Source organism: Stenotrophomonas sp. STEN147 (genome assembly GCF_056757995.1).
This window is the reverse complement of the sequence record NZ_JBRRCG010000001.1, coordinates 435,136-448,087: the sequence shown is the minus strand read 5'-3', so window position 1 is coordinate 448,087 and position 12,952 is coordinate 435,136. Positions and strand designations below refer to the sequence as shown.

The 12,952-nt window shown below is 58.6% G+C and carries 8 protein-coding genes; 2 read left to right on the top strand and 6 right to left on the bottom strand.

The window, feature by feature from the left end; genetic code table 11:
- Positions 1-50 precede the first annotated feature (50 nt).
- Positions 51-890: a type 1 glutamine amidotransferase domain-containing protein gene (locus ACVOKU_RS02000; RefSeq protein ID WP_481558914.1), complete on the bottom strand. Its 840-nt coding sequence runs from the start codon at positions 888-890 to the stop codon at positions 51-53.
- A 97-nt stretch (positions 891-987) separates the two neighbouring features.
- Here ACVOKU_RS02000 and ACVOKU_RS01995 point away from each other — a divergent pair, with 97 nt between their 5' ends.
- Both ACVOKU_RS01995 and ACVOKU_RS01990 read left to right on the top strand, forming a co-directional pair.
- A complete protein-coding gene (locus ACVOKU_RS01995; RefSeq protein ID WP_481558913.1) occupies positions 988-1,911 on the top strand; it encodes a LysR family transcriptional regulator in 924 nt (307 codons plus the stop codon).
- 544 nt (positions 1,912-2,455) lie between these two features.
- Positions 2,456-2,812, top strand: a complete 357-nt coding sequence (locus ACVOKU_RS01990) for a hypothetical protein (RefSeq protein WP_478462530.1) — start codon at positions 2,456-2,458, stop codon at positions 2,810-2,812.
- A 142-nt stretch (positions 2,813-2,954) separates the two neighbouring features.
- Here ACVOKU_RS01990 and ACVOKU_RS01985 read toward each other — a convergent pair whose 3' ends face one another.
- The 5 genes from ACVOKU_RS01985 to ACVOKU_RS01965 form a co-directional block, all read right to left on the bottom strand.
- On the bottom strand, positions 2,955-3,911 hold the full coding sequence (locus ACVOKU_RS01985; protein ID WP_481558912.1) for a hypothetical protein: 957 nt from the start codon (positions 3,909-3,911) through the stop codon (positions 2,955-2,957).
- A 1,314-nt stretch (positions 3,912-5,225) separates the two neighbouring features.
- Entirely contained in the window at positions 5,226-6,167 is a 942-nt protein-coding gene (locus ACVOKU_RS01980; RefSeq protein ID WP_481558911.1) for a DUF5655 domain-containing protein, read from the bottom strand.
- Positions 6,168-6,313: 146 nt separating this feature from the next.
- Entirely contained in the window at positions 6,314-9,502 is a 3,189-nt protein-coding gene (locus tag ACVOKU_RS01975; RefSeq protein ID WP_481558910.1) for a type I restriction endonuclease subunit R, read from the bottom strand.
- Positions 9,502-10,875, bottom strand: a complete 1,374-nt coding sequence (locus ACVOKU_RS01970) for a restriction endonuclease subunit S (protein WP_481558909.1) — start codon at positions 10,873-10,875, stop codon at positions 9,502-9,504. Before ACVOKU_RS01970 ends, ACVOKU_RS01975 begins: the two co-directional genes overlap by 1 nt.
- Positions 10,872-12,848: a type I restriction-modification system subunit M gene (locus ACVOKU_RS01965; RefSeq protein ID WP_481558908.1), complete on the bottom strand. Its 1,977-nt coding sequence runs from the start codon at positions 12,846-12,848 to the stop codon at positions 10,872-10,874. Before ACVOKU_RS01965 ends, ACVOKU_RS01970 begins: the two co-directional genes overlap by 4 nt.
- Positions 12,849-12,952 lie beyond the last annotated feature (104 nt).

The window sequence follows — 12,952 nt, the reverse complement described above, 5'->3', positions numbered from 1 at the left end:
GCCAATCCGGCATGGTGCCATGCCGGCCATCACACGCCCAATCAACCGGCTTACTTCAACCGCTCAAGCAACCGCTGCCCGACTTCCAGCGCCGAAGCCGGGTTCTGCCCGGTAATCAGCTCGCGGTCCACCACTACATGGCCGGTCCACGGCGTGGTGTTGCTGCTGAACTTTGCGCCGGCCCGCTGCAACGCGGTCTGCGGGTAGAACTTCATCTCGCCGCCGCCCAGCAGCGGCTTGGCCTGTTCTTCTTCCTGGTTGCTGATCACCGTCATCTGGTAGCCGCTGTAGATCCACTTCGGCGTAGCCGGCATCGCACCCGCGTCCAGCTTTGCCACAAAACCCGCTGCATCCGGCAGGGTGGACAGCAGCGCGATCGGCCCGTGGCAGACCAGCGCGGTGGTCTTGCTGCGCTGGTGGAAGTCGGCCAGCAGCCGGCCCAGCGCCGGGCTCTTCAGCAGGTCCTGCATCGGCGCGTGGCCACCGGGGATATAGACCGCATCGAAGCGCGCGTAGCCCTGCTGCTCCACACGCGCCAGGCTGACCACCGGTGAGGCGGTCGGCGAGGTCAGCGCCAGTTTCTCCAACAGGTCCTCGTGCAGTTTCAATTGCGCGGCGTCGTTGCCGAAGTACGCCGGCGTCACCGAGGACGCATCCACCGTGGGCGCCCGCCCCTGCGGCGTGGCGAAAGTCACCGCGTGCCCCACGTCCAGCAGCAGCTTGACCGGCTGCATCAGCTCGTTGAGATAGAAGCCGGTGGACAGCACCTTGCCGTCCTTCAGGTCCAGATGGTTTTCGTCGGACAGCACCACCAGCACGTTGGCGGCGTGGGCGCCGCTGGCGGCCAGAGTCAGGGCCAGCGCAGCGGCCAGCCGGGTCATCAGGTTCATGGGGAGCTCCTGTTCGGGGAATGGCGGCCACTTTATTCATCGCCCCAGCGGCGATAAATTGGCGCCATCGCAAAACATCTGTTCCCCGGAGAGCCCAATGAGCCGCAAGTTCGACTACCTGGGCGATGTGGAGGTGTTCCTGGCGGTGGTGGAGCACGGCTCGTTCACGGCGGGCGCGGTGGCGCTGTCCACCACGCCGTCGGTACTGAGCCGCGCGGTCACGCGCCTGGAAGCGCGGCTGGGCAGGCAGCTGCTGCAGCGGACCACCCGCCGCGTGGGCCTGACCGACACCGGGCGGCTCTATCGGGAACAGGTGCGCACGGCCTTTGGCCTGCTGGACGACGCCGAGCGCGACGTACAGGGCCAAGACGGCGCGCTGGCAGGCCGCGTGCGCCTGAGCGTGCCGACCACCTATGGCCACTACCGGCTGCCGCCCGTGCTGGCGCGCTTTGCGCAGCAGTACCCGCAGGTGCAGGTGGAGCTGAACATCACCAACCGCAACGTGGACTTGGTGGCCGAGGGTTTCGACCTGGCCATCCGCCTGGGCCAGCTGCCGGACAGCGGGCTGGTGGGGCGAAAGCTGGAAGACGCGCCGCTGCTGCTGGTGGCCGCGCCGGACTATCTGGAACGCCGTGGCACGCCGCAGACGCTGGACGACCTGCAGCAGCACCTGTGCCTACCCTTCGTGATGCCGCGCACCGGGCGGCTGGCGCCGTGGATCTTCCGCGACAACGGGCGCGACGTCGACTGGCTGCCGCGTTCGTCCATCGAGACCTCCGACGATGTGCTGGGTGTGGTGTCGCTGGCCGAACAGGGCATCGGCATCTGCCAGAGCTACGAGTTCATCGTGCGCGAGCGGTTGCGGCGCGGGCAGCTGGTGGAGGTGCTGCCGCAGCTGCGGGGAAGATCGCGGCCGTTCTCGGTGATCTATGCGCCGCATCGGCGGCAGTCGGCGGCGGCGCGGGCGATGATTGAGCTGTTGGTGGGGAATGCGGCGGACGCTGAGGACGGCGTTGGTTGACGGTGCGATGCCTGCTGGCGGTGTCGTGATTGAACCGATTTTTCAGGTGCGCGGGTGATCGGGCAGCGTCGCCATCCGATTTTGAGACGAAAGGGGTGTTAAGAAGGCTGTCGCGCTATTCGCTTGTGGCGTGGGCGATTACGCCAGTTTGATTCGCAATCAGCAGGGTGACTGCGCGAATGCGTCTGGCGATGTCGCGTGCTGCACGAATGGTGCGTGCCACAATAGTTCTTCGCTCTCGATTCCTGCGATTTCTTCGGGAATTTCTATTGGCATTCGGAGCGACGGCGTAAACACCATGGCGCGCCACCGACAACGGGTGGCCGGGCGTCCAAACCCGAGACAGAGAGTTGTTTACGCTTACCCGTCGGCACCGTCTTAAACCGGTGCCGGCGGGTAATCCGTCGGCCTTTATGGCGGGCGGTGCGTGGGGGTCTCCGGACCCGCCGGTCTTCTGACAACTGTCTGTCCCGGTTTGGAACCCGCACCGTCCGCCACCCTCTTCGCGGTGGCGCTGTTAAGTACAGCCAGGGAAGCCGACGCCATGAACGATTCCGAGAACTTTTCCTCGTATACAACCGTTGAGCCCATCAACGACGACACCCCGCCGCCCGACCTCAACTCCCTGATTGGCATCCTTAAGCGCATCCGACGGTGTGAAGGCGCAGATGGACTGCCTTGGCCGGAGAACGATGTATCACCCGGGCGCCGCGTCAGCCTCGCCAGGAGTGAGCGCGCGATGGTGGGGGCGCTGACGGTGCTGGAGGTGCTGCACGCCGCGGACCGCTGCCGGGTGGCGGCTGACCCGGAGCGGCATTTGGATGAGGGGGTGGTGGATGGGTTGTTTCTGGCTTGCCGGGGGTTGCTTGAGTGGGCTTGTCGGGAGGTTAGGCCGGAGTGATCTTCAGGCGTCCCCTCCGCGGCGTCGACACCATTCGTTGCTCCAGCATCCGCCTCCCGCCAAGAGCGGACAAGGTCGCAACGCTTGAGTTTCGCCTCGCCGTAAAGCGACGCCGGTTTGAATGAACCGTTGAACCACCATCTTAAAAGAACGGCTCCTCGTTGAGCTCAGATGGACCAGCTTCAACCTCAACACCAAATTTACGATTCACATCGTTCACCAAATCCATGAACCAAGCCGGGGATTGGGGAGAAAGATAAACAGACTCGATAAGCGATGTTATTTTACAGGGAACCAGACTCCCAATACCTTGGCGCGAACAATCCGCAATCACAGCACGCACCTCACGCTCATGCTCGAATGATCTTCGCTTACACCAGTAGGCGTCGTTTACCCCAGCATATTGTTTGTCGAAATCGATGTAGCGAACTCTCCCAATTCTGATCTGAGGGTTGCTCCCTAGGGATCTATACAACGCTCCGCAGGAGGTTTTGATTGCTACCGCGTTCGGTAGGAAGCTCGAGTACAGCCGCCACATCGCAGCTGACTCGTATGAATTCTCGTGCCAGCAACTTATAAATGTGTGCGTTCGCGAGGCATTCCCGCCAGACTCCAGGTCTCGAAGAAGCCGATTTGCTTCTTCTTCGACTTGCTCATCGGCCTTGTCACATTCATATCCATCAGGAGGGTTACGAATGGCTTTCCGGAAAAAATCGAGATAGTGATCATCCCAAGCAATCTTCCTGCGCCTCAAGCCTTTCGCACCTTCATATGAATCTTCAAACTGATCGGATCGGCTGAAATACAGCGCCCGTGAAGAAAGTAGGCTGACGTACTTGGTGAAGTCCATGTAGCGCCAGAGTTCTGCTTCAGGAGCTGGCACTTGATAAGGCCTTGGCATGAAATAAGTTCGCGCCGCCAATTCAGAAAGCTGCGCCGAGCACTTGTCGCAAACGTACGCCGGCTCTCCATTGCGCAGATACCCCAAGCACGAATACTCAGCTTCGATGAAAGCATGTCCGCAGCTTGTGCACGAATCGAAGTGCTCGAACGCGAGGCGTTGAAGTTCAATGGTGAATCGGTTGCTTGGTGTGAGCATCGTTTCCTCAAGAGATCCAACGCCTGCGGCAGAGTGGTGTCGGCTTACACTAGTTGCTAGACACCGTGCGCCGCTCACCGCTCGCACGATCGCGCTCTTCGAGCGGCTCACATTCCGCGATTTATACGGCTGCAAATGGCGACAAGAAGTGGGCACCAGACTTGCCCTGCAACTAGGCGCTCTTGTGTTCGCCTATGACCGAATTGACCCACGTTCTAGCCTTTATCACTTAGTCATTCGCCTGTCTAACCTCATAACCATAGATGCCGATGATCATTTCCACTCAAGTCCACTGGCCGATCAGAGCCATTCTCTATTAGTGCATTAAGGTAGGCATTGCAGTCACACTCGCTCCGCGCAACCAGCGCGAGGCCCAAGCAATTGGAGAACATGCCATTAAGCCAGTGGCAAACAAGAACGCAGAGCCCTTCGAGCCGTTCCTTCGAAACTCTCTGGCGATGCAGCCGTTCTTCGAGCGCCAACTGCAACTTCAACTGTTTGGCGTTTGCTCTATTGGTGAGCCCCCTCAGAGCCGTGAGAAGTGAGCCAAATACAACGCCAAGCAGGCCGAACCAAGCCTCGGCAGGGGTGCTTGCCAGAACCTGCAGAACTCTATCAATGGCCTATCGACCAAAATAAGCCGACCTGCCAAGAAGGCTCGGCTTAAATGAACTGCTAGGCGACACGCACGGCAAAAATATTTCTGTCATAGAACTCAATCTCCTGGTCAAGCTCTAGTCCGTTGATCTCGGTCGCCCCACTCGGCTCGAACCCATAGATTGTTCCCCTATAGTGGTCTGGACCAAGTATCAAGACGTTCCGCACTAGTACGTCTTGATCACCAGTGCGAAGGATCAGATCTTCGCCCTCCACAACTGTGTGCCTGATGAGCGTGCCGCCAGCGTAAAAGACACTCTCGTTTGGACCTCTTTCGGCGAACATAACCTCTCCAGTGGCACCAAGACACCCGATAGATAGCCCCTGAGGTCGGGTTATACGCGTTGTCCACAGCAACCCCGCCGGAGCCGCGTCCCATTTATTCTGTTCGATCTTAAGGGGCCGGAGCATGATCAGCAAGCGACGCAGAGCCGGATCCGTCTAAACGGCTTACTAATGTCCGCTTAGGATCGCATCACACCCGACCTCCAAGCGTAGTCGAACGCCTGCCAAAGCCCCAGTAGGAGTGAGCCATTAAGATACTTCACGCACCAAAATCTCCCGCCTCTGGAACAGGGGCAAGCTGAGATGGCTATCTCGAGATCGAGGAGCATTAGCTCTGCGCACATGCCATATCGAGCGGCATCGCCCCCTTAGCTATGCCCTGCCCGCGTACGCCTGCGCGATGAACGGCTTCGCTTGCTCAAGCTCTTCAAAACCTGAGATTGCGACCTCCAGATCGCCCGTGCCCCAGTGGCCAAATGTCCTCGCATCACGCATATTGGGTGCGAGTGGCATAAGAGAATCCGGGTCCACGTGCAGAAATAGAAGCAGTCGACTCTTCTGCGGTACAACCGTCGCGAAGTTCTTCAGACGCTTGAAAGCCATGTACAACTTCAGCTCCTTTCGCTGGACGTCATCGCCAAGCGATCCGATGAAGTCATCCAGAGAGCTGGCCAGTTCTTTCATCTCCGGCCCATACAAACCCATCCACTCTGCATAGCTACGGTCGCCAGTAGCTCCGACAGGCCGAGTCGGGCTGGCGGGCTGTGCCTCAACCTCCTGCATCCGCGGCCTCGCCTTGGATCGCGGGCCGCCGACAGTGTTGACCTGCTCAAAGAGCAGAAGATCAGCACCAAAACGGCGATACCGGATCAGCTCCACGCCCTGATTGATCTGCTGAACGGCATGCGCATCGAACTTTGTGAAATCAGAGGCGATACAGAGAACTCGCGGTGAACTCCAGTCAATCTGTGCAGCCACATCCATGCCAAGAGTGTCCATCACCTGGAGTTTGAACTCCGCTTGGTGGTCCATCAGCCAGTTCGGATAGTAAAGGCCCTGGTTGATAACGTTCTCGCCGACGGAACGCTTGTACTCAAGGATCACAGGGCTATTGTTCTCGTCCAAGCCCAGTGAATCGATGCGCCCGCCGTGCGTTCTCCCGGTGGCGTACTCGGTGGCAACGAAACGGATACCCAACATGGGCAATAGATTGGCTTCGATAAGCGATTGCAGCGGCTTCTCCAAGTCGGACGCACTTCCGCGCAATTCCATCGCCTTGCCATCTACCAATCTAAAGAGTTTGATGTCGCTCACTTTCGCTATCCCCGCCCCTTCAAATGAAGCTCATGAATTCCCTACTACAGCACACTAGGCGCTAACGATGGACGCACGATAGCCTCGTCAAGGCGAGCGAGACCCGAATAGGCTCACTCGCAACACCCACAAGGCTACATTGGAGGCTACTCGCGTTTGCCCATACCATCGACCGTCCTTAGCATTCTAAGAATCACCAGCGCAAACGCTCGGCTCTTTGTTTCGTTATCCAGCACTTCCAGCGACAGCTTCTCGTGGTCAGTCATGGCGTCGAGCACGGTATCGAGTACGCGCTTGGGGAACAGCCCATGCATCACCTGCTCCACCGAGTGGTTGTTTACCTGGGCCATTACATCTTCCTGACGGCTAATGCGCTGAGCGATGCCAGTGAGGAACTGCAGCTGATCGTCATCACTAACTTCCGCACCGAAGATATCGTTCAGCGCTTCGATGATTTCCGATAGGCGCTTCTTTTCAGGGTCATGTGGCTTGCCGCTGCCCACGTCACTACCGGGCTTTAGCGTGTATTCGCCCTCCTCCTCACTCAAGCGCAGGCGGTGCTCAGCGCGCTTGCTTAGACGGTAATGACTCAATTGCAGCTCGCCCACGTCCACATCGTCTTGTTGCAGACGGTCCACGCGCAGTAACGGATGGAGGTGCTTGGCGTACACGCAGAGCTGCTCCAGTTCCCGGTCCTCGTAGGGCACAATCTGCGAGAGGAACTCGTACAGGCGCACAAAGCTCTGCAGGTTCTTGCGGAACAGGTCGAGCTGGTCCACCTGCTCGCCGGCCTCTTTCAGTGCGTGCTCGGCTTTCTTCAGGCTGGCGCTGTCGCCATTGGCTTCGGCCGTGCGCTTGTAATCCAGCGCTTGTTGGCGGGACTCCACGGAGAAGGCATAACGCTTGGCAAAGCGCTCCTTGGCCGGTGTGCAGTAGTAGCTGAGCTTGCTGGCCGCCGCCTTGGGGTCGAAGAAGGCCATGGCGAACGCCTCGACCTCCTGCCAGTGATAGATCCCCTCAGCATCCAACTTCTTCTGCAGGTCATAAATGATCTGCGGGTCGGTCACATCGGTCAGCTCGGCCTTGGCGTAGTACGGCAAGAAGGCATCGAGAATATCCTGCGGCTCGTTGAAGAAGTCGAGGATGAAGGTTTCCTTGCTATCCCCAAAGGTGCGGTTCAGTCGCGACAGGGTCTGCACGCAGTCCACGCCTTGCAGCTTCTTGTCCACGTACATGGCGCAGAGCTTGGGTTGATCGAAGCCGGTCTGGTACTTGTTGGCCGCGATCATCACATTGAAGTCCTGGGTATCGAAGGCGTCCGCCAGGTCACGGCCATTCAGGCCGGCGTTGAGTAGACTGCTGCTTTCCGTCACCTCTTCGGGAATCACCTCATCCGATAACACGCTGCCGGAGAACGCCACCAGCGGGTGCACATCGCTGTAACCCATCTGCTGCACATAGGCCTTTACCGCCAACTGGTAACGCACAGCCTCCTGGCGGCTGCTGGCTACCACCATGGCCTTGGCCTGGCCACCCAGCAGGCCACGGATATTGGCGCGGAAGTGCTCGACGATTACCTCGACCTTCTGGCTGATGTTGTAAGGGTGCAGACGCACCCAACGGGCCAGCTTGATGCGCGCCTTCTTACTGTCCACCTCGTCATCATCGCCATCCGGATGGGCGATCTTCCAGGCGGTGCTGTAGGTGGTGTAGTTGCGCAGCACGTCGAGGATAAAACCTTCCTCGATGGCCTGGCGCATGGAGTACAGGTGAAACGCCTCCGGCTTGTTGGTGGAACTGGGCGGCAACGTCGGGTCGGCTGGGCGACCGAACAGCTCCAGGGTCTTGGCCTTGGGCGTAGCGGTAAAGGCGTAGTAGCTGATGCGCTCATTCGGCTGGCGCGCCTGCACGGCGGCATCGAGCAGCTCTTCGGCGCTGACTTCCTCGGCCTCCAAAGCATCGCTACCAAGAATCAGTTTCAGCTTGCTGGCCGATGAGCCGGTCTGCGAGGAATGCGCCTCGTCGGCGATTACCGCATAGCGCCCGCTGGCCAGCTTGGGGTATTTGTCCAAGGCGTCGAACAGCGCCGGGAAAGTCTGAATGGTGACGATGATGATGCGCGTCTGTTCGGCCAACGCCTCGGCCAGTTGTTCGGATTTGCTCTGGTTGCCGACATCACGGCTGATCGGTTTGACTACACCCTGAGCGTGCTCGAACTGGTAGATGGTGTTCTGCAGCTGGCTGTCCAGAACCGTACGGTCGGTGACCACGATCACCGAGTCGAACAGCCGTTGGCCGGCATAGTCATACAGCGAGGCCAGTTGATGGGCGGTCCAGGCGATGGAGTTGGACTTGCCCGAGCCGGCGCTGTGCTGGATCAAGTAGCGCTTGCCCGGCCCTTCGGCACGGGTGGTGTTGATCAACTTGTTGACCACTTCCCACTGGTGGTAACGCGGGAAAATCATCGTCTCCTTGGTTACCGGCGTGCCGTCAAAGCTTTCGCTGGTTTTCTTGTCCAGGTGCAGAAAGCGCCCCAGCACCTTGAGCCAGGCATCCGGCTGCAGCAGGCGTTGCCACAGGTAGCTGGTGGCGTATTGGCTGTCGTCCTCCGGCATGGGGTTGCCCGCACCGCCTTCCGCGCTGCCGAGGTTGAACGGGAGGAAGAAGGTGTCTTTGCCTGCCAGCTTGGTGGTCATCGCCACCTCGTTCTGGCCTACGGCAAAGTGCACCAGCGCGCCGCGCTTGAAGGTCAGCAGTGGCTCGGGCTTACGGGTGAGCGGGTCTTTTACCGGGCGATCTTGCCGGTACTGGCGCTTGGCGTTTTCCACCGACTGTTTGAACTCGCTTTTCAGCTCCAGGGTGGCGGTGGGGATGCCGTTGACGAACAACACCAGATCCAGTCGTGGGTCGTAGCTCTGCCCACTGCTGCCAGCCTCACGCGCATGGGGCGAGTAGGACACCTCCGGCACCACGCGCAGGCGGTTGCACTGGTAGCGCTTGAGGGTGTCCGGGTTCATGCCGTGGTCGGGCTGGAAGCTGCACAGCTCCACCTTCACCGCCGGCAGCTTAAAGCCATGGCGCAACACATCCAGAGTGCCGCTCCGCTCCAGCTCGCGCACCAGCTTTTGCACCAGCACCTCTTCCGGCGCATTGGGGTTGGCCTTGGCGAACTTGTCCCAGCGTTCCGGCCAGGCGTCCTTGAAGTAGCCCAGCACGTCCTCTGTGTACAGCGCGGTGCGGCGGTCGTAGCCGCTGGCGGTGCCTACCAGCCAGCCCTGGGCGGCCAGGGCGTCGATGATGTCTTGTTGGAACTGAGCTTCCTTGCTGTCCGCCATTACACGGCCTCTTGTGCCAATTCGGGGGATGTAAAGCTGGCCGGTGGCTGCCAGCCGCGCACGTCGATTTTACCTGTGACGGCGGCCGAGATTAGGGCTGAGCGGCGTTCTTGGAGAAGCTCTACTGCTGCTTCGCCCTCGACAACCAGTTCGTCAATTCGTCCAATTTGCTTATTGATCAGTTCGGCAATAGCGCCTTGTTCGTGTTCAGGGGGCATAGCCAGCCAGAAGGCTAACAAGGAAGACTGTGGCAAATTGTTGGCTAGGCCATTACCGCCACTCAACGCCTGCTCTATTTGAGATCTCATAAACTGCGAATTCATTACCCAAACAAAAAATTGGCTGCTGACTTTTTCTTCCAAATGAATACGAAATATTTTGTCGGAGAGCATTAACCGCTCACGCACTTGCCCCAACAATGCAGTTGAACCTACTAGTTCAGGCGATCCGCTTGCTCGTGACATCAAGATGTCACCTGCGCGAACCTCGTACTCGGGAATTGGCTTCAGCGTAGAAGGCAGAGTCTTGTTCTCAGAGGCGTCGAAAAAGCCTCCGTTAACGCAGCCTGCTTTTAGTACACCCCAGCCATCTTCTTCGGCAGGGTATGATTCACATTCAGGACTCCATCCTTGCTCAATTAATCGGATTACACGCCGAGCAGTACAAACAACCCAGTGCGCCGGCACCTCGCCCAGCCATTCCACGCCGGACTCTTTCATCGGCGCCGTATGGTCGAGGCCTTTGGTGACGGCGTGAGAGATCACGGCCTGACGCTTTTCCTTGAGCAGTTCGATCAGGCGCTGCTGTTCTTCGATCAGCGCGTCAATGCGGGCAGTTTCGTGGTTGAGGAAACGGGCGATTTGGGTTTGCTCAGCCTGCGCCGGGGCATAAAATCGCACGGAGCCAATAAGCTCCTGATTCAGCAAAGTCGCGCCGTAAATATTTTCCCTTCCATATCTGGGAATAAATTCTGCGGCGGCATATTTCCAATATTCAAGATCAAACTTCCCGTCAGGAAAAAAACCTGCGATCGCTTCATTTGTATAAGAGTCGGTTGCTAGGAACGCGACCTTCCCCACCGTCAACTTGAACGAAAAGAGCATGCTGCCGGCAGGAACAACCTTTGCACCCCTTTCTTGAACTGCAAGACGGCTGATTTTTGACTTAGTGTCCTTAACCAACTTCTGCGTCATATCCGCAATTGTGACCCAAGGCAAATCACCATCATAGTACTCGTCCCTGCCTGACGACGGCGTCCAGCCGACCACGAATGGAAGATCCCTCGCAATCTTCCTGTTTTCCCAATGTGCGGGGACCCCTTCCAACCAATCAAGACCAGATGGCTTGTATTCCGGATAGGCGGGGAAGTTCATGCCGACAGCGCCTCAATCATCTGCTTGATCCGGTCGGTGCAGGCTTTCAAGTCGCGGTCGATCTCAGCAAGCGGGCGCGGCGGCAGGAACGCATAGAAGTGGCGGTTGAAGGGAATTTCGAAGCCGACAACGCCGACCTCCCCATCCTGCGCGTCGATCTTGCTTTCATCGATCCAGGCATCTGGCACATGCGGGATGACTTCACGCTGGAAGTAGTCGTAAACCGACTCGCCTAGCGGCACGTTCTCATTGTCTCGCAAGCCAGCGTCTGCTTCCGGCTTGCCCTTGGACATACAGATATCCGCCTCGGGGTCACGTTCGCTCAAGGCATTGAGCAGGGCTTTCAGCTCCGGTCCACTGAGGCTGACGCCGTGGGCGGTGAGAACCTTCTTCAGCAACTTACTGAACTGCTCGCGGTTGCGATAAAGCACTCTGGCGTCCATCGCTTGCAACGCCGCAACCAGCCGCAGCTTGGCGGCGCTGTCGAGTTTCTGCAGGGCCCTTTCTTCCTCCACCTTAGCGATGCGCTCTCCACTTGTTTGGAAGTTCAGACGCAGCGGGCGTTCAACCGTAATACGACGGTAGCCGAAGGCGTCGATAGGGAGGATCTTGCTCCGCGCAGTGTGCTCGAAGCTGCCATATAGGCGCACCAGTTCTCTAATTTGATCCTCGGTGATGTACTGGCGCTTACTGCCCAGCGACCTGCGCATTTTTTCGCAGTGCTGGCTGCCGTCGATCAACTGCACTTTGCCGCGGCGCGCAGCAGCCTTGTGGTTGCTGAGTATCCACACATAGGTAGCGATGCCGGTGTTGTAGAACATGTCTGTTGGCAACGCGACGATGGCCTCGACCAGGTCGTTCTGCAGCAGGTAGCGGCGAATCTCCGACTCACCCGAACCCGCGCCACCGGTAAACAGCGGCGAGCCATTGAGGATGATGCCGATGCGCGAGCCGCCTTCACGCGGGTCACGCATCTTGCTGACCAGGTGCAACAAAAACAGCAACGAGCCATCGGATACACGCGGCAAGCCGGGGCCAAAGCGGCCGTTAAAGCCCTTTCCTGCATGCTCGTCGGTTATCTGCTTCTGCACCTTCTTCCATTCCACGCCAAACGGCGGGTTGCTGAGCATAAAGTCGAAGTGCTTGCCGGCCAGTTGATCGTTGGACAGAGTGTTCCCGAGCTTGATGCTGGCCACGTCCTGCCCCTTGATTAGCATGTCTGCCTTGCAGATCGCGTAGGACTCGGGATTGAGCTCCTGGCCATGCAACGACACGCTGACCTTTTCGCTGATTGACTGGATGTACTCGTCACCTCCAGACAAGAAGCCACCAGTGCCGGCCGTTGGGTCATAGATGGTGACGATGCTGTTAGGCGCGAGCTTGTGGTCCTGATCGGTGATCACCAGCGAGGTGGTGAGATGCACAATATCGCGCGGCGTGAAGTGCTCACCGGCGGTTTCGTTGGAGCTTTCCGCGAACTTGCGAATCAACTCTTCGAAGATGATGCCCATGCCGAAGTTGCTGATGCGCTCCGGGCTCAGATCCGTAGCTGCGAAACGCTGTACCACTTGATAGAGCAGGTTGGCAGTTTCCAGCTGCTGAACGAAATCTTCAAAATGGAAGTGCTCGAAGATCTCACGTGCGTCCTTGCTGAAGGCTTGCACATAGCTCATCAGATCGGCTGCGGTCTGCGTATCAGATAGAGTGCCGAGATTGAGCGATGACGCATTAAAGAACTGCTGGCCTGAAGCGCGCAGTAGCAGCATTTCTCGCACTTGATCTGGCCGGCCTTGCTGAGCCGAAGCCTGTTTGATCACCTTGCCCTTGGTCGGTGCGAGCACACACTCCATTCGGCGCAAAAGAGTAAACGGCAGAATGATTCGACCGTACTGGGACTGCTTGAAGTCACCACGCAGAAGATCGGCAATCGACCAGAGAAATGCGGCCGTCTGGGAGTGATTTTCCGTGTTCACGCAACAACACCTTGGATCGAATGCAAAGCGAAAGTCTACACTCAAGGCTGACCGGCGGGAGCAACGAACCGCCTCCCCGCCCCGCCCCTTTTCTAGAGCCCCCC

Bases quoted from the DNA above. Each gene is read 5' to 3' on its own strand.
- ACVOKU_RS01990 (WP_478462530.1), top strand. From the start codon at position 2,456: ATGAACGATTCCGAGAACTTTTCCTCGTATACAACCGTTGAGCCCATC.
- ACVOKU_RS01995 (WP_481558913.1), top strand. From the start codon at position 988: ATGAGCCGCAAGTTCGACTACCTGGGCGATGTGGAGGTGTTCCTGGCG.
- ACVOKU_RS01970 (WP_481558909.1), bottom strand. From the start codon at position 10,875: ATGAACTTCCCCGCCTATCCGGAATACAAGCCATCTGGTCTTGATTGG.
- ACVOKU_RS01985 (WP_481558912.1), bottom strand. From the start codon at position 3,911: ATGCTCACACCAAGCAACCGATTCACCATTGAACTTCAACGCCTCGCG.
- ACVOKU_RS02000 (WP_481558914.1), bottom strand. From the start codon at position 890: ATGAACCTGATGACCCGGCTGGCCGCTGCGCTGGCCCTGACTCTGGCC.
- ACVOKU_RS01975 (WP_481558910.1), bottom strand. From the start codon at position 9,502: ATGGCGGACAGCAAGGAAGCTCAGTTCCAACAAGACATCATCGACGCC.